This is a genomic window from Candidatus Leptofilum sp. (assembly GCF_965223285.1).
Taxonomy (GTDB): Bacteria; Chloroflexota; Anaerolineae; order Promineifilales; family Promineifilaceae; genus Leptofilum.
In genome coordinates this window covers 5,495,174-5,520,721 of record NZ_OZ244997.1, presented here as the reverse complement: position 1 = coordinate 5,520,721, position 25,548 = coordinate 5,495,174, and the positions used below count along the sequence as shown (strand labels likewise).

Sequence of the window (25,548 nt, the reverse complement as noted above, 5' to 3'; positions counted from 1 at the left end):
AATGTCGCATCCGGAGGAGAAAAGTTCAAAAGTCTAAATGAAGTAAATAAAAATTGACCACAAAGAGCGATAAATTTGATATTCAGCGCTCTCTGGCTTCAATTTTACATGAAAGAGAACATTTTTGGGTCAATGCCTGTTGATTTTGGCACTGTATGGGACATTCATTATACGCCGAATTTAGCAAAAAGTTTCACCGTACCAAAACGCCAAGTGGCATGGCGAGACGCCGGCCACAGCAGAAAGGCCATTAACGGCCGTAAAAATCCAAAAGCACCAGCACCCCTGCCAAATTCATCTCCCAGTCGGTGCCGCTGCGGGTTTTTAACTCTACCGTGAAAGAGGGAATGTTTTGGGTAGCCAGCCAATCGCTGGCATCGCCAGTGACGTGATATGCTGAAAATTCCTCGTAAACGGTGTAGCCTGAGGCACGGCCGTATTGCTCTGCAATTTCTAAAGATGGTTGGAACAAGTTCTCGCAGCTGCCCACATAAATGCCATCTGCCTTGCTGTGCCAAAACAGCACCATCGCTGGCCGCTCTCGCAGGAAAAATGTGCGCAATGCGGCCGTTTCTGGTTCTGAAAAAGGCGCGACACCGCCACTCACTACCGTCTCTCCCCACACACCCTCTGGCTGCCAATCGCAGGCAAAATTGCGGTTGAGATCAACCTCGTTGCCGTTAAACCGCCCTAGCCGGATGTCGCCACTCACATCACCGGCTGTAAAACGGCCGTCCACACCCGTCACCGTAAATTGCCCATCTGGGTTGGCAGAGGGGATGATGTAGAGAGAAACATTGGACGGAATCTCATCCGGATTCGCCAGGAAGTAATCAATCATGTCGTAGGCCAGCACAATGGTGTTCCACTCATAGCCACCGTGAATGCCGCCCACCAGCACAATGCTTTGGCTGCCAAAACCAAATCGGTAGCTTTCGATGGCACGGCCGTTTGCAGAATATCCAATCGTCTGTGCCACGCCATACGCAGCAAAGGTGGCTGTGGACGATGGCGTCGCTTGGACATTACTCACAACTGGCGTGATAGTAGGGAGCGCGGTGGCAGTTGGAACGGCCGTTTGCGTGGCGGGCAGCGGGGCAACGGTGGCTCCTAATGTTGGCAGCAGGGCGGCTTCCATGGGTGAATTGGTCACTGTTGGCTGGGGGATAGAAACGGCCGCTTGCCCAATAGTACAGCCAACTAGAAGAAACCCTACCAACAACTGCCAGGCTTTGCGTGTTAGGCTCACTCCGCCACCCCACCGTTAGCATAAAACTGCATCACGGCATCAATCGCCGCCAAATTTTCTTCAAAATCTGTGGCCGTGTAATCTCTATTCAGCACAGAAATAGCGGGGATACCCTGACTGTCTAGCCAGTTGGTAGCGTCTCCAGGCACCTCAGTGTTTAGCAACGCTTCAAAATCGGCAATACGGTAGTCGGTCGCGCCACCGTACACATTAGCCAGCGTTTGAGAAATAGTGCTACCATCGGCACATTCCCCTGGAGAAACCAATCCCCCTGCCGACTTCGCCTGCCAAAAAATAACGGCCGTACTCTCCTGAGCCACAATAAAGTTCGACAAGCTGCGCACCTCTGGCTCCGAAAAGGGAGCTGAACCGCCCAATCCATCCACCGCTTCTTCGCTCCCCCACGGCGGATTGGCTACCCAGCGACAGTCCCAATTCCGGTTTAGATCCACGCCGTTGCCATTCAAGCGACCCGCCAACTGGCCAGGCGCACGGGGGCTGTCTGGGTTCACATTGGGCAGAATCAGCAGCGTGATCTCTGGCGGAATTTCGGTCAGATTTTCCGTGTAATAATCAATTACCTGTTTAGCCAACTCTACCGAACCGGGGGCGAAGCCTGCGTGCAGCCCGGCTACAAAAACGAGCGTTGTTGGCCCACTACCAAGACGCACCACCTCCAGCGGTGTGCCATTGGCCGATTGGCCAATGGTGGTGATAACCGACGTGGGCAGCGTTTCTACTTGTGTGGGAGACGATATCGGCGCAACTGTTACGGTAGCAGCGGGAACGGCCGTTACCGAAGGTTCCGGCACAATTTGTGTCGGCAGCACCAGCTCCACCCGTTCTGCAGTTGGTGTTGGGTCGGCCTGGCCCAAGCGATTGGCTCCCCAAAGAACGGCCGCTACCAGCAACACGCCCAGCAAACCAAAACCCAGCCAGCGAAACGGTCGTTTCGGAGCTAGAGCTTCTTCTGCTGGCGGCAAATCAACTACCCGCTCCGCCACAATCGTTGGCATCGCCTGAGCCACACTTGCCGGGGGCTCCATAGAAATCGTTGGTGCATCCTCCAATTCGGCCGTTGATTTTGAGTCTGGAGGAGAAGATTCCGTCACTGGCGGTGGAGAAAGTCCTGACAACGTTTGGGAGATTGCTTGCGTCAGCTCTTCGGCCGTCGCAAATCGCAGATTGCGCTCTTTAGCCAGTACGCGCTGCATCACCTGTTCAAACGCATCTGGCAGTTCCGGTTTTATTTCGCGAATGTAGGGAATGGGGTTCAGCACGTGTGCCATCATTTGCTTCACGGGCGTGTCGGCGCGGTACGGTTTACGCCCCGTGAGCATTTCAAAAAGAATAATGCCCAGCGTGTAGATGTCGGAACGGCCGTCCAGCGACTGCTCACCATGAATCTGTTCAGGACTCATGTAGGCGGGCGTACCGATGACACCGCTGCCAGTGAGATCGGTGCTGCTGCCTGCCGCCAGCTTCACAATGCCGAAATCGGTCAGAAAAGCGTTCTCGTATTGGTCAAATAAAATGTTGCCTGGCTTTAGGTCGCGGTGGATGATGCCTTGCTGATGCGCATGATCCAACGCTCCTGCCAGCCGCTGAATGATGGGAACGGCCGTTGCCAATGAAAAGGGCTGGGCAATGATGCGCTCCGCCAGCGTGCCGCCCGGCATGTAGCGCATCACCAAAAACGGTTGGCCGTCTACCTCACCGTAATCATAAACGGGCACAATGGCGGGATGTTCCAGCGTGGCAATGATGCGGGCCTCTCGCTCGAACCGCCCCCGAAAGGTGGGATCATCTTGCAAGGCGCGGGACATCACCTTGAGGGCCACTTTGCGGCCAAAGCGCGGGTCGTGAGCCAGGTAAACATTGGCCATGCCCCCTCGGCCTAGCTCAGATTCAATTTGGTAACGGCCGTACTTTTTCCGTGTCAAGGTATTGCTCCACCATTTCTAATCTGAGAAAATTTAAAACGCACACAGAAATCATTATCAGGAAAAAGGGGAAAAATGCAACGGTTCGCCAATACAAAATTGGCAAAATTCGCGATAACTCGGGTAAATTTGTTGCCAGGAACAAAAAGAAAAAGGCTGTAGCCATCTGGTGCCACAGCCTTCATCTTGCAAGCCAGCTAAGGGGGTCGAACCCTTGACCTACGCATTACGAATGCGTCGCTCTGCCAACTGAGCTAAGCTGGCGATGCGGATGAAATTATAGCAATCTCACCACTGCTTGACAAACAACAGTTCCCGCTTATAGTTTGCCTAATTCGCAAACAAAAAATCATCAGGAGCGAACAAGATGCCTGTTCTGGAACTAATTAAAGCAACGGTTGAAACCATCGGTTCTGAAAAAATCAATTTTACGGATGAGGATTTAACCAACAGAACATTGAAAGCATACAAGCTAAAAGGGTCGAACTTTACGCGTGTGAAATTCTGCTCTGCTACGCTGGAAGATACCGACCTGAGTGAAGCGACGTTGGAATGGGCAGATTTTAGCGACGCAAGCCTGATAAATTGTGACTTTTCCAATGCAAAACTGTTTCAGGCCAATTTGAGTGATGCCAAGGTGGAGGATTGCAACTTCAAGGGAGCTTACATGGGTAAAGCGGATCTGCGCGGGGTGAAGCTGATGGAGGTGGACCTGAGCAATTCGAAGCTGCATTATGCCGATTTGCGGGGAGCTGACCTGGAAAAAACCAACATGGAAGGCATTGATTTGCGCTGGTCACGTTACAACGATGACACGATTTGGCCCCACGAAAAGTTTGATCCGTCTGCTGCCGGAGCATTATTTTATGGGCGCGAATAAATATGTTGGTTACGGCCGTTTCCAATACCAAAATCACCGGCTCCACTGCGAAAACATCCCCCTCGCTCACTTAGCCCAAAGCTACGGCACACCCCTCTACGTCTACAGCCGCGCCGCTATTTTGGAAAATGCTCACGCTTATTTAGCGCAGGCTCCGGCTGGGTCGTTGGTTTGTTACGCCGTAAAAGCCAACGGTAATCCCGCCATCCTCCGTCTGCTGGCTGAAGCCGGCCTGGGTGCCGACGTGACTAGCGGCGGCGAACTGTTTCTGGCACTGCACGCAGGCTTTTTGCCGGAAAAAATCATCTACTCCGGCGTAGGCAAGCTGCCCCACGAAATTGAAGCTGCTCTGGATGCAAACATTCGCGCTCTGCATGTGGAATCAGCCAGGGAGCTGGAGCAAATTGCATTAATTGCCAGCCAGCGGCAGCAAATAGTACCCATCGGCGTGCGGGTTAATCCAGACATTTACGTGGAAACGCATCCGTATATTAGCACGGGGGCGCGGCAGCATAAATTTGGGGTTTCGCCAGAAACGGCCGTTTCCCTTTTCCACTTCGCCACCCAACATCCCTGGCTTAAGCCGGTTGGCATCGCCGCTCACATCGGTTCGCAAATTCAGGAGATTGCCCCCTTCACTGCCTCTGCCGAATTTTTGGTGGGGCTGGCCGACGAGCTGGCTTCCAGCGGTATTCAGCTCGAGTACATTGACGTGGGTGGAGGCTTGGGCGTACAGTACGCCAGCAAAAAATGGGAAGCGCAAAGCGAGAAGATTGAGCAGTGGATGACTGGCGTAGCAAAACCGGTGCAAAACGCAGGCTACCGGCTTGTGATGGAACCGGGCCGCTCAATTGTGGCCGCGGCTGGAGCATTGCTCACCCAGGTTGTCTACACGAAATCACAGGGGGGCAAGCAGTTTGCCATTGTGGATGCGGCGATGAATGATTTACTGCGCCCCACTTTGTACAAGGCGCATCATGAGATTTTGCCAGTGGATTTAACGCAGAGGCGCAGAGGCGCGGAGAAATATGATGTGGTGGGGCCAATTTGTGAGACGGGGGACTTTCTGGGGAAGGAACGGCCGTTGCCCTCCCTCTCTCCTAGTGATTTACTGGCGGTTTTTCATGCCGGAGCTTACGGGTTTGCGATGAGTAGCAATTACAACGGCCGTCTCCGCCCCGCCGAGGTTTTAGTAGACGGAGAAACCACCTACCTTATTCGCCACCGCCAAACCTACGCTAATTTACTGAAGTAAGGGCCTCTAATCTTTACCCTTCAGGTCTCAATTAGGTGGCAGCAATAACTGCGCCTCAATTGCTGCCCGATCCTGCACCGTAGCCACCTGCAAACAGTCTACTAAAACCTGCGTCCCGGCCAGATACTGGATTAACAAATCAAGCTGGCTCCGATCAAATTCCCAAAACTGTTCCAGCCTCCAATAACGCAGCAAAAGCTTTGCAAGCTGCTTATGGTTTAAAGGGACACCCAGGTTGGCCAAAGCGTGTGGCAGCCAATTGGGGAGATTTGATTGTTGCCTGCTCCAGACTTGCAGATGTTGCACAATTTTGGCACGATCTAAAGAAAGTTGGGTCACCAAACCATAATCATAGCTGATCGCTAAATCGAGAGCGAGTGCAAGGGCAAGAGCAAGTTTAAGATTAAAGGCGAGGGTGCGGTTAAAGTCGAGGTCGAGGGTGCGGTCGCGGTCGAAGAGGGAGACAAGAGTGCGGTCAAGGGTGTGAGCGAGGTCGAGAGCATGGGCACGAGCAAGGTCGAGGGCGAAGGCACTTTCGCGAGTGAGGGTGCGGTCGAGGGTGCGGTCGAGATCGAGGGTGCGAGCAAAGTCGAGGGCGAAAGCACGGTCAAGGAAAAAGAACCAAGAGCGGGCGGCAGCGGGCATACACTTCGTTGCCACGCCCGCACTTTTTTCGGCGGCCCATTTCAGGTAAGATACCAGCGTTTGCTCGTTTATAATCAGGTTCGTTAAGCTGGCTACGTATTGTTGAGCAAAGTTGTCTGCACCATACAGCATCCCCGCAGTCAGCAAGAAAACCTCCCGCCAAAGATCTTCGCCAACATGAGCTACCAATTGAGGTAAAGCATCTTGGGCATTATCTACCACAAAACGCGCCGTAAAATATTCTTGCAAGGTCAGGTGGGAAAAACTGTAAATCCCCTGGGCACGTTCCACCAGTAAGCCATGCTGTGCCTCTATGGTTTTTAGCACGCTAAAACCATCCACATCCGCCTTCATGCGCGGCACTGTGCTTAAATATGCTTCGATTAACGCTGCAAGCTTGGTTTCATCCAACAAATACTCATTGCGGCTAAACGTCTCAAACGCAATCCAGGCCAGTAGTCGCTCCCGGTACTTCACATCCAGCCCTTCATACACCTTATCTCTCTTTATCAACCGCGAGTTATCCCACTCATACAGCAGCGCATTCACCGCTGTGCGATATACTTCATCCCGATCTGGTGGAAATTCACCCCGCCGCTCAAAAGTTATGCACAGCAGCGTCAACAGCAATGGCACATGTGCCAGCTCCCGCAAATTGGCTGATTTGTTGTCTTTCAAAGCTTGCCAGCATACATCTCGCCGCGCCATGTCATCCTGAAACCACTTAAAGATAAATCGCTTCTGCTGTTCTTCAGTAAAATCAGCCATTTCCACATATTTGAAGCGAGCAAAAGAGTAATCACTAGCGGCAATTCGACAGGTAATCAACACTTGGCATTTTTCAAACTCAACCACAAAATCTTTCATTGCTGCAATAAGCTTCGTTCGTTTTTCATCTGCAAGATTCACTTCATCGAGGCCATCAAGCAGCACCACCGCCCGTCCCTCCTTTAACAGCTCCTTCACAAAGCGTTCTGCATCCTCAAAGCCGCATTGCTGCAACTGTTCGACTATAAAGGGAAAAATCGCCTGCCCCTTGTCAGAAAGCTCTTTTAGCGTAATGAAGATCGGGATTTTTTCACCCAGCTTACCCCGCAACGTTTCTAGGGTCATAAACTTCATAAAGGTCGTCTTGCCCGCACCCGGTTTTCCCAAAATGTAAAGTCGATTGAACTCAGTGGCGACTTTCAACCCATCCTGCCGCTCTGTCGCCCGCCGCACGTGAAAGCTGCGCCGCCCTTTGTAATCTTCTTCCAATGTAGCGCGGTCATACCATTTTTCGGCGGTTGGCTGATCCAGAACATTTAAATCGGTATAAATGCGTTCCAGCGGCATCCCCTCTTTTTTGCCCAGCAAGCGTAGCCAATTCACCTGGTCATACAGCTTTTCCAAGTACGTTTGACTTGCTTCCCGCCACTGTTTTTCTAGCTGCTTCTTTTCGCGGGAACCGCCAACGTTTTTGACCCAGCCATCAACAAATGTTTTGCCGTAACTATCCCACATCCATTTAGCAGTTGCTCCAATTGCTGTTGCGGTAAAAGGATCTATTGGCATTGCGTTCTCCCAGGAAAATGCTGATCAAAATCAAACGGAACTCACTCTATTTTGGCAGAATTTAGGCACAATCGCAAGCAAAAGCACCTTCAATTGCTGGGCGCATCTGGGGATGCTTCCTCCTTGGTTTTTAGCAAGAATATGGAAAATGATATCGTTGGCTGGAAGACTGAATACCGATTACTCAGCCAAAGCGGGGTCAGACTGGCGCAGATACTCCCAGGTGTAAATACCGGAATCGTGGCCGTCGCTCCAGAAGAATTGGAGGGCGTAAGCACCTACTGCCTGTAAATTGGTAACAGTGATGCCGCTATCTCGCGCGTCGCGCACTTGGGCTGGGTCGGCCGGGCCACCCATGTTGTCGTGGCCGCCTTTGCACTCTACACAGGGGCAAACAGCCCGCAGGCCAGCAAAAGGGTAAATGCTTTCACGGCCGTCATCCCAGCTAATTTTTAATACGCGTTCATTTCTATCGGCTTTCACACTAGTGGGTTTAAATTTTTCCATTACTTTACCTGTCTTGGTTAAAAAGATGGCGCATCATACGCCGGGTATCGCGGCGGCGCAAGGCATTCGCCGAAAGCACAATGGCGGCAATGACCACGCTTATCCCTAAGAATGTGCCTGTAAAAAAGACAATATTGTAGAGCGTTTCCTGTTGCCACCATTCATCGTTTAGCCCCGCTAGATCGTACCAAAATGAGGGTAAGGCCAGCAAAGTGACAATGAAGGAAACGGCCGCTAAACCCAAGGATAGCACCGTCGCTTTATCATTGCTCTTTTCCGACAAATCGGCGATGTACAGTTCATCCACATGATCCGCCACGCTGTTAATGCTTTCTATATTGCGATTGACGTGCTTCAAAATGCGCGGCACATCCAGTAACCCAAATAATCGCTCTGCTTTATGTACAGCATATTCTGCCCGTCCCCAAAATGGCGGGTGACTAACACTTTGGGCCAAGGCTGCCATCCGCCGTAGGTGCGCCGCCCTTGCCATTTGCTCTTTTAGCTCCCCTTCGATCACAATATCGCCATCGAACATATCGGCCCGCATTTCTTCGATGGTGTTGGCAATTTGGGCCAGCAACCGGTAAGAGTCACTTTCAATGAGCTGTACCAATACGCGCACTTCCAGCACAAACTCAACCATCCGCTCAATGGCTTCCCAGTAGCGAACATACTGCACTTTCAGCGTTGCGCTGGGCACCGTGGAGACAGCCATTTCGTAGTTGCGCCACTTTTTGGAGGGTATGATAAGGGCGGTACGGCCGTTAAATAAACACAGCTCGTCACTCCAGGAAGCCAAATTCTCATCCTTATCGTTGAACATGGCATCGGCCAAATTCCAGCGAAGCGACGGAAAGTAGCCATTGCTATCCAATTCCTCATCCGGCTTGTCAGGATCGCGTAGAACAGTTCCCTCCATCAGACTCACAATGGCATTCCGCAGCTTGTTGGATTGCCGAATTTTGTTGAGGGAGACGGGCACCTTCACGCCAGCTTTGGCAGTGCCTTGCTTGGCTCTGTCAATGACACCAGGCTCTGCCAAAAGCTCATCAAAATGGTAAATGATATATGAGTCATGTAGAGGCAGTGAATGGTGTGGTGGATACGGCCGTAATTCAATGTCGCCATCTTTGTGGGGTATGGTGAAACGGCCGTCCTCCACAAAGAAGTTAATTGCTTCCACCGCCAGTTTCCACTGCACCGGATAATATAGCGTTTCACTATCCTGAGGGCTGTCTACATCGGCACCCAGCCACGCCAGTAGTTCCTTCACAGACCGCTCTTTTTCTGCCAGCTTGTCCGGTTGGTTTTCGTACCGCTCTCGATTGTATCTCAGCCAACGTACTGCACTGGGTACGTCTAGCGGCTCTTGCAATTTAATGGCGTCTTTCGCCAAATCAATCACAGAACGAGGTGATTGCTGGTATCGGTAAACAAGCCGAATGATGAAGAAGCCTGTCATGGTGGGGCGAATAGAAATCTGCCACCGATCCCACGCCCGCTTGAACAAGGTTTTGAACTGAAAATTGCTCTCTAAACCAGGGGAAAACGCAACTTTCTCTTTGTCTAGCAAATAAGTGGGGGACGTATGCCGATCCAGGAATAACGAGCGAAAAACGCCAGTAGCAAATCCAACATCTTCAACTGTCATGTCTGTGTCGTTTGCGGGGGTAAAGCGTGCCGGATGGGGCAAACTGTCGGGCCAATGGTGCTGCAAGGCCTCAGTAAAATCTAACGAACCACGAACTGTCTCGAAACGCTTCTGAGCAATTTCACCATCCACAAAACGCTTCATGTTTAGCACCAGCACAACGCTGGTGTATCCTTTGGCGGCGATTCTATGGGGCATATGATACTCCTTTGGCTAATACAATAATGGAGTATACATAGTACGGCTATGCGACACAAACCGACTGACAACTGCCAAACAAAGATGTGACGAATCGCAGGCTAATGGGATAATAAAGTGCCTGCACTAGTAGGGGCAGACCCCCGTGTCTGCCTAATACGTGGGGCGCACACGGGGGTGCGCCCCTACCGAAATTTATAATGAGGCGAGTCGCTCAGAAAGCTCTGTGTGGCTGGCTTGCAGGTCGGCCAGCTTATCGCGCTCTTTTTGCACGACGGCTGCGGGTGCTTTTTGGGCAAAGGGGCTGTTGAGCAAGCCCGTGACCCGCTTGATTTGCTTATCCAGATCGGCAATTTCTTTAATGAGCCGTTCCCGCTCTTTATCCAGATCGACCATGCCTGCCAATGGCAGGTAGCAGCTAATTTCCCCAAGTGAAAGGGTGATGGATTGTTCGGGGGGAACGGCCGTTTCCTTCACAATTAACTCTTCCAAATTCAACCGGGCTAGCGCACTCAGAATTGGCTTTTGCTCATTAATGAAGATGGTTTTGTCACCAGTGGAAAGTACGGCCGTAATCCACTTACCCGGCTCGACTCCATTTTCAGCCCGCGCCGCTCGGATCGCCCGCACCAGCTCCCGCAGCCGCTCAAAATCGGCCGCCGCCTCTGGAAATTTTTCGCCAACGGTAGGCCAATCGGCAATGATGATTGCCTCTGGCCAGCCACCTGCTGGCGCAATGCCCAGGTCGGCAGCTTCAAACGCTTGCTTGAGCTGCTGCCACGTTTCTTCCGTCACATAGGGGATGTAGGGATGGAGCAGCCGCAGGCAGTTGTCCAGCACCCCGCGCAAAACAGAAAGCGTCGTCCAGGCGCGGCTGCTACCTTCGCGCAGCTGAACTTTAGCCAGCTCCACATACCAATCAGCAAAGTCGCCCCAGAGAAAATCGTATACCTGCCGCCCGGCTTCACCAAAGTTGTAGCCGTCCATTAGGCGATCGGCCGTTTCCGTCACCTGGCTCAGCCGGGTGAGAATCCACTGGTCAGCAGCGGTGAAGCTCGGGGAATCAGTCACGTCCGCTTTCGTTGCTTTATCCAGATTGGCGGCGATGAAGCGAGCCGTGTTCCAGATTTTGTTGGCAAAGTTGCGGTTGCTTTCCACTTTGGACAACGCCAAATTCAAGTCGTTGCCGGGGGTGCCGCTGGTGAGCAGCGTGAAGCGCAGCGCGTCGGTGCCGAGTTCGCCCATCACCACCAGCGGATCGGTCACGTTGCCGTAGGATTTGGACATTTTACGGCCGTGTTCATCCCGCACCAGCCCATGCAAATAAACGGTGTGGAAGGGAATATCATTCGTAAACAGCAGCGCCGACATCACCATTCGCGCCACCCAGAAGAACAAAATATCGTAGCCGGTTTCCATCACGTCGGTGGGATAAAAACGCTGCAAATCGGGCGTGTTTTCTGGCCAGCCCAGCGTGGAGAAAGGCCACAAGCCGCTGCTGAACCAGGTATCCAGCACGTCAGGGTCTTGGGTAAGGGTAATCTCCTCGCCATATTTTGCTTTAGCTTCGGCGAACGCTTCTTCTTCGCTGTGGGCCACAACCACCTTGGCCGGATCGTCATTTACGTACCAGGCCGGAATGCGATGACCCCACCAAAGCTGGCGGCTGATGCACCACGGCTTGATGTTTTCCAGCCAGTTGTCCCACACCTTCACAAACCGCTCCGGCACGATGCGCACGCGACCGCGATGCACAGCATCCAACCCCATCTTGGCGGCAGGTTCCACGTTCACAAACCATTGCCGGGAGACCAGCGGCTCGATCACTTCACCCCCACGCTGGCTGCGCGGCACGCTAAGCGTGTGCGGCTTCGTTTCGATAATTAGATCGCTAGCTTCCATGTCTGCCCACAGCTTCTCGCGGGCTTCAAATCGCTCCAGCCCGGCATACTGCCCGGCGTTTTCGTTGAGCGTGGCGTCTTTGTTCATGATGTTGATGATGTCTAAACCGTGCCGCTGCCCAATCTCGAAGTCGTTGGGATCGTGGCCGGGGGTGATTTTAAGTGCGCCTGTGCCAAAACTCATATCTACGTACTCGTCGGCGATAATGGGAATTTCGCGGTTGAGCATGGGGACGAGGCAGGTTTTGCCCACAAATTCAGCATATCGCTCATCGTCGGGATGAACGGCAACGGCCGTATCTCCCAAAATTGTCTCTGGCCGGGTGGTAGCCACTGGCAGATGCCCGCCACCTTTTACCGGATACTTGAAATGGTACATCAACCCTTGTTCTTCAGAATATTCAACTTCGAGGTCGGAAACGGCCGTTTGCAGCCCCGGCGACCAGTTCACCAAATATTCCGCCCGATAAATCAGCCCCATGCGGTAAAGGCGCACAAACGCTTCTTTTACCGCCTCAGACAACCCCTCATCCAGCGTAAACCGCTCCCGATCCCAATCGCAGGAGGCACCCAAGCGGCGCAGTTGGTTGGTAATGTGGCCACCGTACTTTTTCTTCCAGGCCCAGGTGCGCTCCAAAAACGCCTCGCGCCCAATTTCCTCGCGCGACGTGCCTTCGCTGCGTAGCAACCGCTCCACTTGTAGCTGCGTGGCAATGCCCGCGTGGTCGGTGCCTGGCACCCACAGCGCAGCCCGCCCTTGCATCCGCGCCCGGCGAATCATGAGGTCTTCCAGGGCCACAAACATGGCGTGCCCCATGTGCAGTTCGCCCGTCACGTTCGGCGGCGGAATGGAAATGACAAATGGTTTGGCGTCGGCTGGACGGGCTTCTGGCTTGAACCAGCCATTTTCTTCCCACCACTGGTAAAGTCGCTCTTCGGTGCTGCTAAAATCGTACGCTTTGGGCATGTTGGTCATCGTTGTTTCCTTCCACTTTTCATTTTTTTGACGCAAAGGCGCAAAGAAGCAAAGGGTTTATGTTTTTTCCTTTGCACCTTTTTTTGCTTTGTGTTCTTTGCGTTAAATTCTTGCAAATAAAAAGCCCTCATCCAGTTCAAGGACGAGAGCTTGGTTTCTCACGCGGTACCACCTTGGTTCCGTCTTCAAAATACGAAAACGGCACTCAGCTAAGCGTTAACGGGCTTTCCCGATGGCACCTACTTTAGTTCAGTACCACAACTCCTGGGCGACTTCGGAAACGGCCGTTTCCACCAAAGCTCACACCGACAACTGCTCTGGCTCTCTCGTGGGGGCTATTTCTTACTACTCCCATTCATCATCTTTTTCGTTTTTAACTGAGCGGGAGTATAGCAAAGCTGCTAGGCTTAGACAATTGTTTTGAGCCGTCGCTTTGGTTCAGCTAAAATCCAGACATGCCGCAACGTACCCTGCCCAACACCTTTTATCTTTCGCTTGTTACTGTTGATCCGGCAGCCAAACGGCCGCTTTACCGGCAAATTTACCAGGGATTGCGTGACGCCATCACCGATGGCAGGCTGGAAGCCAACACCAAGCTCCCGTCTACCCGTGATTTAGCCGCCATTTGGGGCGTATCCCGCAATACCTTGCGCAACGCCTTCGACCAGCTCATTGCCGAAGGATATCTGGAAGCCGCTGTGGGGCATGGCACATTTGTGGTTGAACAAAGAAGCCGGATAACCCCACCCCCTATACCAACTGAGCGCGTTCGGCCGATTTCTCGCATAGGCGAAGCACTAGAACCGCTTGGCCGCAGCCTTAACCAAATTCTACCGGGTGGCACGGCCTTTGCTATTGGCGCACCGGGGCTGGACATTTTCCCCTACAAGGTGTGGAATCGCTTTGCCAACCGCTGCCTGCGGCGCAACCAGCAGCTTGATACGCATTTTTACGGCATGCGTTCATTGCGCGAGGCAATTGCCAGCTATCTAACCTCCGCGAGAGGGCTGCATTGTCTGCCTGAGCAAATTATCATCGTGCCGGGTGCGGTGAGCGGCATCCTGGTGGCAACCTTGGCACTGCTAAATCCGGGCGACCAGGTTTGGATGGAAGAACCTGGCTACATCAACGCCTCTGGTCTGGTGCGCTATCGCGGGGCAGACCTGATTCCCGTGCCGGTGGATGAAGATGGGCTCAACGTAAAAATCGGCTTGGCGAAAGCTCCAGCGGCGCGATTGGCCTACGTGACGCCATCCCACCAATATCCGCTCGGCGTGACGATGAGTCTGGCCCGCCGCCAACAGCTGCTCGCCTGGGCGGCACAGCAAAACGCCTGGATTTTGGAGGATGATTACGACAGTGTTTTTCATTACGATGGCTCTCCCCTTGTGGCTTTACAAGGGTTGGATACCCAGCAGCGCGTCATTTATATCGGCACGTTTAGCAAAGTATTGCTACCGGGTCTGCGCGTTGGCTACGTGGTGCTGCCGCCAGATTTGGTGGATGTATTTGGTGGCGTCAAGCTGCCGATGTCCATCAACAGTGCCACCATCGTGCAAGCAACCATTGCTGAATTTATGCTGGAAGGCCACTTTGTGCGCCACATTCGCCGGATGCAAAAACAGTATCGGGCACGGAGGGATGCGCTGGTAGAAGCAGTTGAGCACCATCTGGCCGGGGCCATCACGTTGGGGGAAGCAACTTGTGGAATGCACGTGGCTGGTTTTCTGGATGAGCGATTTGACGAAACGGCCGTTCTTACCAAAGCACGCAAAGTAGGCATGGGCATTGCGCCGCTTTCACGAGAATATTTTGCTCAGCCAAAGTGCCAGGGGTTGATGATGGGCTTTACCAACGTGCCGCCAGACGAAATCGAGGGCTACATCGCCAAACTTGCAGCTACAATCTTCTAGCCTGCCACTCAATTGCCACCAAATTGGACCCATTGAGTTACGCTAAAATGGGTCTTGTTTCCCCTTCTTCCCTCAATTATCCTAAATTGTAACCCTCGCGGAAGGAGAAGAAGATGAAACGAATAGGATTGATTTTGTTGTTGCTGTTGGCCGCCTGCACCCAGCAAACCATTCCAGAACAAGCAACAGCCGTTGCCACACCGACCATTGAACCAGCCACCCAAACGCCCGTCCCTACCAATACAGCCGAACCGACGCCGACAGATACGGCCGTTCCATCACCAACCGCCACGCTCCCGCTAACCACGCTTGTTTTAGGCGCCCATTACGGCGGCGTTCCCGCTGGCATCTGGGAAAAAACCAATTGGGAGGCGTTCCTGGCGGAACATCCCGAAGTTGAGGGGCAACTTAGGCAAGCGGATTACTACAGCGCGTATGTCAACCGCACCATTCATATTCAGCTAAGTGATAGCAACAATCCACCTGATGTGTTCACTGCTGCGCTTGGCGGCGTTTTGTACGATTTTGTTGAGCAGGGCATCATTGCCGACATTACCGATTTGTGGGAAGAACAAGGGTGGGATGAACTGTTTCCCGCCAGTGTGAAGGAGATGGCCAGCGTGAACGGCCGTCAATATTTTGTCCCGACGGCTATTCAGTGGAACGGCATCTTTTACCGCGCCGACGTGATGGCTGAAGCGGGCGTTGCCCCGCCCGCCACCTGGGAGGAACTGCTGGCGGCCTGCGACGCGCTCCGAGCCGCCGACATCACGCCCTTTGTCATCACCGAAACCGCTAGCTGGCCGCCGCCGCTGGGCTTCTGGTTTACCCACATCAACCAGCGGCTGAACGGCCCCGATTTCCATGAACAGTTGATGCGCGGCGATGTTAGCTACACGGATCCGCGCGTTCGAGAAGTTTTTGATTACTACGCACAACTATTTGAGCATAGATGCTTTAGCGTGCAGTCATCAACCGTCAATTACGGCCGTGCCATCACCCAATTTGAATCAGGCGACTTTGCCATGTATGTTCATGGTGAGTGGCTGTATGAGTTCATCGACGAGGAAACCAAGCAAGTGACTGAATTTATTCGTTTCCCCATCATTGATGAGAGCGTGCCAATAGGCGAGTTGGTGCCGATGTATGGCGCGTTCATGCTGGCAGAAACGGCCCAACCAGAATTGGCACGTGAGTTTCTTATTTTTGCCGCTGGAGAAGCGTCGCAGCAGTCGAACGTGAACACGCTCAAACGATTGCCCAGCAACCTAAACGTAGATCGCAGCGATTTGCTGCCTGTTTATGAAACCGGGCTGCAAACGGTAGAAGAAGCCACCACACTCACGCAGCTCATCGGGGCAAACACCCACCCCGACGTCGCTTTTGCGCTGCTGCAAGCAATTGTTGAATTTTGGCGCAACCCAGAGGAGATTGATGCCCTGCTGGCTGAAGTGGAAGCGGTAAGGCTAGAAGCATATGGAGATTAGGACTCACTAGACTACAAAAGTCTTGGGGTCAAGCTAATTCCAGAGAGAACTAGACTTTTGTAGTCTTTACTGCGTAAGTCCTAGGAGAGATTGAATGAGAGCTACGGCCGTATCCACATTCCTTTTCATACTAATATTGATTGGCTGTTCGCAGCCCGCCACGCCCACAGCCACCGCAGACCCGTCGCCAACAAACACACCCACGGCAACAGCAGATGCAGGCGTTGTTGAAATTCAACCCACCGAATCCAGCGCGGATGATGGCATCTTGAGCCTGGCGGATGGCTGGACGCAAATTGAACCGGGCGGCGAGACGCGCTGCGCCCACGACACGCCCTTTGCTTTTTGGGTGCGCCCCGGCACGGTGAACAAGTTACTGGTTTATTTTCAGGGGGGTGGCGGCTGCTGGAACGAGGAAACGTGCCAGGTCGGCAGCAGTTTTTACGACTCCTCTGTAGGCGTCAATGATTCGCCCGAGCGACGCGGCGGCATTCTTGATTTCGACCATCCAGAAAACCCGTTTGCCGATTATCATGCGGTTTACGTGCCATCCTGCACCGGGGATGTTTATTTGGGCAGCAATCTGCAAACGTACAGCACAGACGACGGCGAAAACATCGAAATCTATCATCGCGGCTTCGTCAATCTAAATGCAGCACTGAATTGGGCTTTTGAGAATGTGTTGGCACCGAGCTCTGTGTTTGTGACGGGCTGTAGCGCAGGCAGCATCGGCTCCATCCGGGCTGCGCCGCATCTCATTCACAACTACCCCGATGCCGAGGTGGTGCAGTTGGGCGATTCGCTGGGTTTTGTGTTTGATGAACCAACGGCCGTTGACAGCATTTACGGCACCCACCAATCTTTGCCAAACTGGATTCCAGCTTTTGCCGACTTTGACCCGGATGCGTTCACCATGGCCGATTTTTACAATGCGGTAGCTGCCTTCTATCCACAAAATCGCTTTGCTCAATACAACACCGAGGCAGACAGCGTGCAAGTTCGCTACCACCTTGCTGGCGGCGAATCTGCCGAAACGTTTGCTCCCGCCCTGGCTGAAGCTATTTCGGCCATTCATCTGGAATCACCCAACTTCCGCTCCTACACGGCCGACGGCGACATCCATTGCATCATGCCCGGCAATCTCTTTTACACGCGAGAAGTGGCCGGGGTGCGCTTCCGGGATTGGGTGACCGACCTGGCAGCGGGCAATGAAGTTGCCAATATCCAGTGCGAAAGCTGCGGCGTGGCGTATGGCCCCACGGGAGCCACCTCTGAACCAGCTTGGGAGCAAATTGGCATAATGCCCACGCCCCGCTCAGAAAACCGCGGGGTGGTGCTGAACGGCCGTTTCTACATTCCCGGCGGCTGGGGTGGTGAATCCGTTTTTGAAGCGTACAATCCGGCCGATGATAGCTGGGAAACGTTAGCCGATCTGCCAGACGGCCGTCATCATTTCATGATCGCTGCTTTCGATGACAAAATCTACTTATTTGGCGGCTCACCCGCCAACGCTTATGCTCCCACAGACACCGCCTGGGTTTACGATCCCACCAGCAATGAATGGTCGGCCATTGCCAATTTGCCGCAGCCGCGCTTTGCGGGAGCGGCCGTTACCGTTGGCGACGCTATCTACATTGTGGGCGGTAAATCCAACACCGGGGCAACCCCTACCCTGCGCTACGATTCGGTCAGCGACACATGGACGGAGTTGGCATCGCTTAACCAGGCGAGCGAGCATGTCGCTGCAGTTGCGCTCGACGGCAAGATTTATCTGTTTGGCGGCTGGGAGCAGCCTGGTATCGAGTTCAGCCGATTGGAAATCTACGACATCGCTACCGACACGTGGGCCGATGGGGGCAATATGCAGTTTAAGCGCGGGGGATTGGCAGCGGCCGTTTTGGCTGGCAAGATTTACGTAGTGGGTGGGGAACTGCTTTCAACTGGACAAACTCAAGATCATGTTGAACTGTATGACCCGGCCACAGATGAATGGGCGGAAGCAGTATCTTTGCCTCATTCGCTGCACGGCTTTCCGCTGCTCAGTTACGATGATGCCTTGTGGATTATTGGTGGCTCTGACCTGGCAGGTGGTGAACAAAATCGAGGGCGTATTCTGCGCTATCAACCAGCGGAGTAGCTGTGTGCCCACCGTTTATTTACCTGAACAGGTGGGCACTCTCAGTACGAACCACACACCATACGCCATCAGGGCCAGCGAAGCATATTTGGGCCAGCCCTCCGGCACAAAAAACAATACAGACGAACCACCCACTAAAACAATCATTGAAATCGCCAACCATTTCGCTTTGATTGGGATGCAGCGGTTCGTTTCCCAATTTTTGATGGCGGGGCCAAATTGTTCACTTTCCAGCAGCCAATTGTACGTTTTGGGGGAAGATTTAGCGAAGCATCCGGCAGCCACCAACACAAGCGGGGTCGTCGGCAGGATGGGGAGAACAACGCCGAGGGCGGCAGCTCCCAAGAAAAAAGTACCCAATGCAAACCACAACTTCATAATGGGTAGATTAGCACAACTTTGCACAGATTTGCAAAGATTTGTGTCATAATTTCGTCACACAAACGGTGTGACAATTGGCTATTTACCAAACAGAAACGAGATTAATCGTGGGGGCTTACCCACGTCACCTTCATCCCACCACTCTTTCAGTTCGTGTAATGTCAGGCCATGCTGGTGGGCAGCGTAGAGATAGTCGGAAATGTGGTGTGTGAAGGCAGGGATAAGCGTCGTTTGCTCATCTTGGGTAAAGCGTGCCTGGGTGCCAAGATATTGCTTGAAAGGATGCAGTTCGCAAATGAACAGCTGCCCACCCGCTTTTAAGGCGCGGCTAGCCTGCCCCAGAACAAAATCCAAATCTTCGATATGCTCCAAAATGAGATTAAAAGTGATCAAATCGAAATGACGGGCTGGCGTAACCCATGGTTGGGTGATGTCGGCGGTCTGAAAAGTAACGTTGGGAGCGGTAATTTTTGCCTTGGCTTGTGCCAACATGCCAGGGGAGAAGTCTACGGCCGTTACTGATTCCCCAATTTCCGCCAGCAAACCTGTATTTTTCCCCGTACCACAGCCAACTTCCAAAATAGTTTCAACGTTTAACTCGCCCAACAGTTGGGACACAATAGCACGATCTAAATCGCGAGTAGGATTAGGGTCGGCATCATACTGTGCTGACCACAAATCGTACCCTTTTTGAACGCTCACTGGCAGTTATTGCTCCACAATATCAATGCGCTCGATGACATCTGCGGGCGTGGCCGAACCCGGATCGCGCAACGTAATGGCACTCAGCACGTCATCGCCCTCAATAATTTCGCCAAAAATGGTGTGCCTGCCCGTTAAATGTGCAGACCCTTCCGCATTGAAGGTGATGAAAAATTGGCTACCGTTGGTGCCAGGACCCGCGTTGGCCATGGCCAGCAAGCCCCGTCGATCAAAGGCCAAATCGTTGTCAAACTCATCCTGGAATTGGTAGCCTGGGCCGCCGCGACCCGTCCCCGTCGGATCACCAGCCTGGGCCATGAAATCTTCCAAAACGCGGTGAAAAATCGTGCCGTCATAAAAGCCCTGGCTGGCTAAGAAGACAAAATTATTCACGGTAATCGGAGCTTCATCGTCAAACAGGCGCAGGCGCATATCGCCTTTTTCGGTCACGATGATCGCTTCGTAGGTTTTGCTGGTGTCAATGATCATTTCTGGCGGGGCATTGAAGTAGTTGTTGCGTTCGGCAGGGGTGAGATTGGCTAACGGCCGTTCTCCATCTAAAGTTGTGGCGGCGACCGATTCCGCAGCTGGCTCTGCTTCCGGTTCTGGCCAAAGTTGCCACGCAATCAAAGCAATAAATAGGACAGCAACCACGCCGCCAATCGTCATGTACAGCCGCCGATGGGCTGCTTTTTTCTTGGCTGCTGCCTCTCGCCGCGCGGCGCGGGATGGCGTGCTTCGACGTTGTTTTGCCATGAATTTGGTTCTCCTTATGAAAGTAGTTGATAGTGGCTAGTTTGTTGGTGGATAGTTCGTTTATGGCTTTTACAATTTACCAGCTACCAGCAACTAATCACCAATCAGCTAAATTATCCACTTCATTCCTCAGCCGACAAGAACACTTGGTAACAGCCTTCAAATGTGTGCGGAATGAACTGTTGATAATCATACTCCAGAGCGCGAAGCAGCAAGTAGTTTTCTGTTAACTGAACAACCCATTGCCCGTCATCGGTCCCAGGTAAGTAGTAAATACTGGTAAACGATACTTCGGTTTGCCCAGTTTCAGCATCAATGAAGTGCCAGGTTACACCTGGGCCTTGAAAACCGAAATCGCTATGAGCAATGGTACGGCCGTCTCCCCAATGCACCAAAACGCCTGTGAACTCGTCTCTTCGCAGCAGCTTCACCTCGTCAACAGCAGACAAATCGCTGGTGAGCCTGAGTGTGAAAAGGTAGCTGGGAATATCGGTGCCAAATCGATTGGCATCGCCTTCATGATTTAGCTGCAAGAGCAGTTCCTGCGGGCTGTGGAGGTTGGCGACTATCTGGTTGATGGTCAAGTCGTCAGGGCGGTCGTCGGCAGACATGCCAGACAAAAGTTCTGCCTGGGTAATGAGCAATCGAGGCTCGCTTTGATTAACAACGGCCGTTACAACTTCCCAACCACCTGCTTCACCTTGCTGTACATATCCATAAGTCTCATTGTCAACCCAAAACGGGTTGCCACCCGCCCCCACCTGCTGGCGCATCTGCCCATCAGGCGTCATTAAATAAATGGTTTGCAAATATTGATAAGAACTAGCTGGGTCAATGTTAATTTGTTCACCGGGTGATGCCTCTACCAGCAGGTATTCGTTGTTAGCAGAAAAACGCGGATAGCCATCTAGTGGGACGCCAGCACAAGCGCCACCCGCACACGCTGTAGGCAGCAACTGCATATTAGTTTCGCCCTCAATCGTCTCAAAACGAACCAGATATTCGCCCGTTTGCTCAGCAAAGTTATAATTGAGCCAATGCTCGTTCTGAGGGTTGAAGTCCATTTCTTCTATCAGCACGCTTTCATTGTCCGTTACCAAAAAAATGCGTCGTTGCTCCCTATCAAAAAAGTTAGAACTAGACTCATTGGCAACAAATTGTTTGCCATCAATTGAAGAAACAAACATATTCTCAAATTCGCCCCGAAACCGTTCTATCCAGGTCTTTCTGGTCAAATTGTAATCGTACACATGGCTAACGATGTTGCTCCCAAAGCTTTGGCAAACCAGCGTGATTTTGCCTGTTGGCAGGGGAATGGGCAACGTTACCTGCTGTTCGACAGTTGTTTGTTCGCTAATATACAGCAGAAAGCGGTGTTCCAAGCGGAACAGGTTCGCACTACTTTGTAACACATCAGCTAGCCAACCGTTGTAGCTGTTGCGGTCCATCAGGCGCATCATCTCTGTGGGGGAAACGGCCGTTTCCTCCGTCACTAAAAATTCAACCAGCATGTACACTTGCTGCCAAATGGGGTCCGGCTCTTCAATGTTCCAAACCTGGAGAAATTGGGGCGGAGCTTCTTCCCAGCGGCGCGTCCAATGGCTGATCACATGGCCGTCAAAACCATCGTCCAACATTTTTCGGTACATTGCTGTCGTTAGCGGCCAAGGCTGCAAATCCAGCTGCGCCAATTGATAATCGCGCAAAGCCCGGAAGAACAGCTCATGGCGACAGCAATTGTAATCAATTTGATGGGCCAATACGGCCGTCATCATTTGCACCCCATACGCACGATACAGAGCCTGGTAACTGGCATCGTCCGTTGGTAAACCAACCAGGGTAGGTGTAGGCAGTTCAATGCGCAAACCCGTTTTCAGCATCGTCTCAATATCGTTGATTTCTAGCCACACGTCTGGATCAGTCGCCCACCGCAAATTGACGCGCATATCATCGTCGCAGTTCAAATCAGCCAGCTCATCACACATTTGTTGCAGCAATCCGTCTAAATCTGCGGCTAACTGCTCGGCCAGTTCCGCCTCCCGCGCAGTGTAGGCCAAGCTAAGGCGCTCCCCTTCCCAAACGCGCCACTCTCCCCAGAAATCAGCCAATGGCGGCGCGTATAGCCAGCGACTAGTGCCTTGCCGGTAAACAGCCGTTTGCTGCAAGCGAATTGTCTCGGTCAACCCGTCGCTGGCCTGCACCGAATACGTTTGAGGATATGCCAGCACGGCACCTTGCAAATCGGGATCGATAAGAATCGTCACGTCATCGGGCGTTAGCCGTTCCGTGCTGGCTTCATGCTGCCAACCAAGCATGGGGCGGTCCAGCAGCAAATCTTCTGCGAGGAGCGTCTTTTGTAACGCTGTCCACTCTGGATTCCGCCCGGATAAGTTGGCGCGAAAGAGGGATTCATCTTGGGAAACGGCCGTTTGCAAGACAAAGTTGTGCGTGGCCAAAATTTCCGCCTCAACTGAGACGGTTGCTTCGCTAACCTGCTGGTTAATTTGCCACCGCACCAATAGCCAGACGCCCAACAAGCCGAGTGCCACCACCAGCAAAAAACGCCAGCGTCGTTGGGGCGGGGATGGTTTGGGGAGTGGGTGCTCCTCCTCCCAATTATGATCATCGTCAGTTTGCCATTCAAATGACATGCCTTCACCCTAAAACCTGAGGTTTATTTGTTGAGAACGGCCGAATACACCGCTTGTACTTTGTTTACCATTTGCGCCGAACTGAATGCGTGCCTGGCGCGCGCCTGCCCAGCCAGCCCCATTTTTTGGCAAAGCTGGGGCTGGGCAGCCAGCTCCTGGATGGCAGCCGCCAACGCAACGGGCTGCTGGGGGGAGATTACGCGCCCCGTCACGCCATCCTGCACGACAAAGGAAGTACCGCTGCCTAATTCTGTGGTTAGGCAAGGCAGACCGGCGGCCATCGCTTCTTGCAGCACTTTGCCAAACGCTTCCGCGCGACTGTTTGCTGGCAGTACAAACAGGTCACCGCTGGCATAAAAATTGGGCAAGTTATCATCACTCACATGCCCCACAAACCTGATTTTATCCTGTAAACCTAAGCTGTAGCTTAATGATTCCCATTCTTGCCGCAGCGGGCCATCGCCACCAAATAAAAGGCGTACGGGCAGTTCGGGGGGCAACTGCGCCATCGCCCGAATGAGGTCATCCCCTCCCTTGTAGTAACGATGCCTGCCCATAAAGAGTAAGGTGAAACGGCCGTCTGCCGGAAACAGTGGCTCCCCATCGGCAAACCGTTCAGAATCTACCGCATAGGGAACGATGGCACATTTGTGTGACAGTGGCCGTAAATATGGCGAGCTTTGCACGTAATTATCGCTCCCGGCAATAATGGCAGCCGCGCCAGCCAATATCCGTCGCAGCAATGGATTGTAAAAACGCAAAATAGTCTGCTGCTTCACCACATCGCTGTGGTAGGCAATGATGTACGGCCGTTTCCAACGCAGCAGCCATTGGCTCAACTCTCCCACCGGGTACGGAAAATGAACGTGCGTAATATCTGGGCGCAGTCGCGCCAGCCACAAGGGCAGCGTCAGGCTCAGCGGCGTCGAGGCCACTGTCGCCAGCTGCGCTGCACGAATCACCTGAACGCCGTTGATTTGTTCACGCGCCGCTTGTCCCCCTGGATTTGTTACCAAAACCGTCACGCTATGACCTTGTGCCGCTTCAGCTTCCGCCAAATCTTTTATATGGTTTTCAATGCCGCCAAGCACCGGCCAATAATCCTTATAAACATGAACGATCGATAACATCATTTCATTATAACCTGTGGCTGAGTCGACAAGCTAATTGCGCTTCAACTGCGAAACGATACAATCCGCGCATGAATCGCGCCCGTCATTTATTACGATCTTCCGTCCTGGTCATCCTCTTTTTGGGAGTAGGCAAGATCACTGGTTTGGTTCGGCTTCAGCTTGTGGCTGGCGCGTTTGGCACCTCGCCAGATTACGATGCGTTTACGGCCGCTAATCAGCTGCCAGAGCTTTTTTTTGTGCTAATTGCTGGCGGCTCCTTGGCGGCAGCATTCATCCCTGTTTACTCAAACACGCTCAACAATGATACACGGGAAACGGCCGTTTCCCTCGGCAACACCATTCTAACATTGGTTATTTTACTGTTGGGATTGGTTTCGGCTTTTGGGGCTGTGATTGCGCCGTGGCTCACCCGAGTGGTGCTGGTGCCAGACTTCTCCCCAGAACTCCAGCAGCTCACTGCCGACATCATGCGCATCATCCTTATCCAAACGACAATTTTTGGCATCAGCGGCGTGCTTAGCAGCATGTTAAACGCCCATCAACATTTTGCTCTGCCTGCTCTGGCTCCACTGGCCTTGGACATAGGGTATGTGGTGGGACTGTACCTATTTGTGCCCCAGCTAGGCATTGTGGGCTTGGCTTGGGGAACCGTGGTTGGCGGCGTTCTGCATATTCTCATTCAGGTACCCGCGCTCATAAAATACCGCATTGGCTATTGGCCCGCGTTCCAGTGGCGGCTCAGCGGCGTGGGTGAGATTGTGCGGCTGATGGGGCCGCGCATCGTCACGCTTGGCACCGTACAGTTAGCCGATCTGTTCATTATTCGCCTTACGTCTAGCCTGGCCGAGGGCAGTACCTCTGGCTACTTTTACGGCTACGCGCTTATGCAGCTTCCAGAAACGTTATTTGGCACGGCCATTGCCCTGGTCATTTTCCCTACGCTGGCAGAGCTGTTCAACTCAGGACAGATTCAGCAAATGCGGAAAACGGCCGTTAATGCCCTTAGCATCATTTGGACGCTTACCATCCCAGCGGCGGCTCTCATGGTGTTACTTGGGGAGCCAGCCATTGCCTTTTTGCTGGAAGGGGAAGTTTTTGATGCGGACTCTACACGACTAGTGTACAGCGTCCTGCTAGCTTTCAGCATTCGCTTGGTCAGCGAAGCCACCCTCGAAATTGTCGCCCGCCTTTTTTATGCCCAACATGATACCCGCACGCCCATGTTTGCCTATCTTGGCTGGCTGGTAGTGAATGTGGTCCTGGCCTATACCTTTGTGGGCAGCATGGGGGTTGTTGGTTTGGCACTGGCCAGCACAGTGGCGTTTACCTTACTCTCGGCCGTTTTGTTTTGGCTCAACAAGCTGGAAATACGGCCGCTCTACCCAGTATTAGCAAGAGCATTGGCAGGAACGGCCGTGCTTACCCTTCTTATCCTCGTCATTCAGCAATTTATCACCAGTACGTTTCTCTTTTTAGCTGTTGCCGGCTCAGTTGGTTTGGTAAGCTACATCGCTATCAATTGGCTGCTAGGCGGCCAAGAGATTCCCGCTTTGCTCCGGCTCATCCGCAAACGACCCGCTTAATTTTGGCTTGCGCCTCATCAAAACCAATAATTTGAACAGTTGT

At 52.8% G+C, this 25,548-nt stretch carries 17 protein-coding genes, 1 tRNA gene and 1 other annotated feature; of the genes, 6 read left to right on the top strand and 12 right to left on the bottom strand.

Going from position 1 to position 25,548, the window contains the following annotated elements; translation table 11 throughout:
- Positions 1 to 250: 250 nt before the first annotated feature.
- From ACOQPU_RS24775 to ACOQPU_RS24765, 3 genes are all read right to left on the bottom strand, one after another.
- The gene (locus ACOQPU_RS24775) at positions 251 to 1,249 is read right to left on the bottom strand and encodes a M14 family metallopeptidase (RefSeq protein ID WP_420642507.1); all 999 of its coding nucleotides are present in this window, start codon (positions 1,247 to 1,249) and stop codon (positions 251 to 253) included.
- A complete protein-coding gene (locus ACOQPU_RS24770; protein ID WP_420642506.1) occupies positions 1,246 to 3,192 on the bottom strand; it encodes a protein kinase domain-containing protein in 1,947 nt (648 codons plus the stop codon). Before ACOQPU_RS24770 ends, ACOQPU_RS24775 begins: the two co-directional genes overlap by 4 nt.
- Before the next feature lie 191 nt (positions 3,193 to 3,383).
- Positions 3,384 to 3,456: transfer RNA gene (locus tag ACOQPU_RS24765), tRNA-Thr, on the bottom strand.
- Between the two features lie 103 nt (positions 3,457 to 3,559).
- Here ACOQPU_RS24765 and ACOQPU_RS24760 point away from each other — a divergent pair.
- Both ACOQPU_RS24760 and lysA read left to right on the top strand, forming a co-directional pair.
- Positions 3,560 to 4,072, top strand: coding sequence for a pentapeptide repeat-containing protein (locus ACOQPU_RS24760; RefSeq protein WP_420642505.1), 513 nt, complete (start codon positions 3,560 to 3,562; stop codon positions 4,070 to 4,072).
- A complete protein-coding gene (gene lysA / locus ACOQPU_RS24755) occupies positions 4,059 to 5,327 on the top strand; it encodes a diaminopimelate decarboxylase (protein ID WP_420642504.1) in 1,269 nt (422 codons plus the stop codon). The genes ACOQPU_RS24760 and lysA overlap by 14 nt, the downstream gene beginning before the upstream one ends.
- Positions 5,328 to 5,354: 27 nt before the next feature.
- On the opposite strand, the gene ACOQPU_RS24750 is transcribed toward lysA, so the two are convergent.
- From ACOQPU_RS24750 to ACOQPU_RS24735, 4 genes are all read right to left on the bottom strand, one after another.
- A complete protein-coding gene (locus tag ACOQPU_RS24750) occupies positions 5,355 to 7,526 on the bottom strand; it encodes an NACHT domain-containing protein (protein ID WP_420642503.1) in 2,172 nt (723 codons plus the stop codon).
- A gap of 180 nt (positions 7,527 to 7,706) precedes the next feature.
- On the bottom strand, positions 7,707 to 8,033 hold the full coding sequence (locus ACOQPU_RS24745; RefSeq protein ID WP_420642502.1) for a gamma-butyrobetaine hydroxylase-like domain-containing protein: 327 nt from the start codon (positions 8,031 to 8,033) through the stop codon (positions 7,707 to 7,709).
- Positions 8,034 to 8,037: 4 nt separating this feature from the next.
- The gene (locus ACOQPU_RS24740; protein ID WP_420642501.1) at positions 8,038 to 9,885 is read right to left on the bottom strand and encodes a hypothetical protein; all 1,848 of its coding nucleotides are present in this window, start codon (positions 9,883 to 9,885) and stop codon (positions 8,038 to 8,040) included.
- A 195-nt stretch (positions 9,886 to 10,080) separates the two neighbouring features.
- Positions 10,081 to 12,762, bottom strand: a complete 2,682-nt coding sequence (locus tag ACOQPU_RS24735) for a valine--tRNA ligase (RefSeq protein WP_420642500.1) — start codon at positions 12,760 to 12,762, stop codon at positions 10,081 to 10,083.
- Between the two features lie 135 nt (positions 12,763 to 12,897).
- Positions 12,898 to 13,130: a binding site (T-box leader), on the bottom strand.
- Positions 13,131 to 13,217: 87 nt separating this feature from the next.
- Here ACOQPU_RS24735 and ACOQPU_RS24730 point away from each other — a divergent pair.
- The 3 genes from ACOQPU_RS24730 to ACOQPU_RS24720 all read left to right on the top strand — a co-directional run bounded on the left by ACOQPU_RS24730 (position 13,218) and on the right by ACOQPU_RS24720 (position 18,299).
- Positions 13,218 to 14,675 (top strand): PLP-dependent aminotransferase family protein, encoded by a 1,458-nt coding sequence (locus ACOQPU_RS24730; protein ID WP_420642499.1) that lies wholly within the window; start codon positions 13,218 to 13,220, stop codon positions 14,673 to 14,675.
- A 113-nt stretch (positions 14,676 to 14,788) separates the two neighbouring features.
- Positions 14,789 to 16,162 carry an ABC transporter substrate-binding protein gene (locus tag ACOQPU_RS24725; RefSeq protein ID WP_420642498.1) on the top strand — a complete coding sequence of 458 codons (1,374 nt, stop codon included), beginning with the start codon at positions 14,789 to 14,791 and terminating at the stop codon, positions 16,160 to 16,162.
- Positions 16,163 to 16,256: 94 nt separating this feature from the next.
- Positions 16,257 to 18,299 carry a pectin acetylesterase-family hydrolase gene (locus tag ACOQPU_RS24720; protein WP_420642497.1) on the top strand — a complete coding sequence of 681 codons (2,043 nt, stop codon included), beginning with the start codon at positions 16,257 to 16,259 and terminating at the stop codon, positions 18,297 to 18,299.
- A gap of 15 nt (positions 18,300 to 18,314) precedes the next feature.
- Here ACOQPU_RS24720 and ACOQPU_RS24715 read toward each other — a convergent pair whose 3' ends face one another.
- The 5 genes from ACOQPU_RS24715 to ACOQPU_RS24695 form a co-directional block, all read right to left on the bottom strand.
- Complete coding sequence (locus ACOQPU_RS24715) at positions 18,315 to 18,677, bottom strand: YbaN family protein (RefSeq protein ID WP_420642496.1); 363 nt, start codon at positions 18,675 to 18,677, stop codon at positions 18,315 to 18,317.
- An 81-nt stretch (positions 18,678 to 18,758) separates the two neighbouring features.
- Positions 18,759 to 19,382, bottom strand: coding sequence for a class I SAM-dependent methyltransferase (locus tag ACOQPU_RS24710; protein WP_420642495.1), 624 nt, complete (start codon positions 19,380 to 19,382; stop codon positions 18,759 to 18,761).
- A 6-nt stretch (positions 19,383 to 19,388) separates the two neighbouring features.
- Positions 19,389 to 20,138 carry a peptidylprolyl isomerase gene (locus ACOQPU_RS24705; RefSeq protein WP_420642494.1) on the bottom strand — a complete coding sequence of 250 codons (750 nt, stop codon included), beginning with the start codon at positions 20,136 to 20,138 and terminating at the stop codon, positions 19,389 to 19,391.
- A 122-nt stretch (positions 20,139 to 20,260) separates the two neighbouring features.
- Positions 20,261 to 22,789, bottom strand: a complete 2,529-nt coding sequence (locus ACOQPU_RS24700; RefSeq protein ID WP_420642493.1) for a hypothetical protein — start codon at positions 22,787 to 22,789, stop codon at positions 20,261 to 20,263.
- Between the two features lie 23 nt (positions 22,790 to 22,812).
- Positions 22,813 to 23,922: a glycosyltransferase gene (locus tag ACOQPU_RS24695; protein ID WP_420642492.1), complete on the bottom strand. Its 1,110-nt coding sequence runs from the start codon at positions 23,920 to 23,922 to the stop codon at positions 22,813 to 22,815.
- 68 nt (positions 23,923 to 23,990) lie between these two features.
- On the opposite strand from ACOQPU_RS24695, the gene murJ reads away from it, so the two are divergent.
- A complete protein-coding gene (gene murJ / locus ACOQPU_RS24690) occupies positions 23,991 to 25,505 on the top strand; it encodes a murein biosynthesis integral membrane protein MurJ (protein WP_420642491.1) in 1,515 nt (504 codons plus the stop codon).
- The last annotated feature ends 43 nt before the right edge of the window (positions 25,506 to 25,548 follow it).

Coding starts and splice junctions, on each gene's coding strand:
- ACOQPU_RS24760 (WP_420642505.1), top strand. CDS start 3,560: ATGCCTGTTCTGGAACTAATTAAAGCAACGGTTGAAACCATCGGTTCT.
- lysA (WP_420642504.1), top strand. CDS start 4,059: ATGGGCGCGAATAAATATGTTGGTTACGGCCGTTTCCAATACCAAAAT.
- ACOQPU_RS24750 (WP_420642503.1), bottom strand. CDS start 7,526: ATGCCAATAGATCCTTTTACCGCAACAGCAATTGGAGCAACTGCTAAA.
- ACOQPU_RS24745 (WP_420642502.1), bottom strand. CDS start 8,033: ATGGAAAAATTTAAACCCACTAGTGTGAAAGCCGATAGAAATGAACGC.
- ACOQPU_RS24740 (WP_420642501.1), bottom strand. CDS start 9,885: ATGCCCCATAGAATCGCCGCCAAAGGATACACCAGCGTTGTGCTGGTG.
- ACOQPU_RS24735 (WP_420642500.1), bottom strand. CDS start 12,762: ATGACCAACATGCCCAAAGCGTACGATTTTAGCAGCACCGAAGAGCGA.
- ACOQPU_RS24730 (WP_420642499.1), top strand. CDS start 13,218: ATGCCGCAACGTACCCTGCCCAACACCTTTTATCTTTCGCTTGTTACT.
- ACOQPU_RS24725 (WP_420642498.1), top strand. CDS start 14,789: ATGAAACGAATAGGATTGATTTTGTTGTTGCTGTTGGCCGCCTGCACC.
- ACOQPU_RS24720 (WP_420642497.1), top strand. CDS start 16,257: ATGAGAGCTACGGCCGTATCCACATTCCTTTTCATACTAATATTGATT.
- ACOQPU_RS24715 (WP_420642496.1), bottom strand. CDS start 18,677: ATGAAGTTGTGGTTTGCATTGGGTACTTTTTTCTTGGGAGCTGCCGCC.
- ACOQPU_RS24705 (WP_420642494.1), bottom strand. CDS start 20,138: ATGGCAAAACAACGTCGAAGCACGCCATCCCGCGCCGCGCGGCGAGAG.
- ACOQPU_RS24700 (WP_420642493.1), bottom strand. CDS start 22,789: ATGTCATTTGAATGGCAAACTGACGATGATCATAATTGGGAGGAGGAG.
- ACOQPU_RS24695 (WP_420642492.1), bottom strand. CDS start 23,922: ATGATGTTATCGATCGTTCATGTTTATAAGGATTATTGGCCGGTGCTT.
- murJ (WP_420642491.1), top strand. CDS start 23,991: ATGAATCGCGCCCGTCATTTATTACGATCTTCCGTCCTGGTCATCCTC.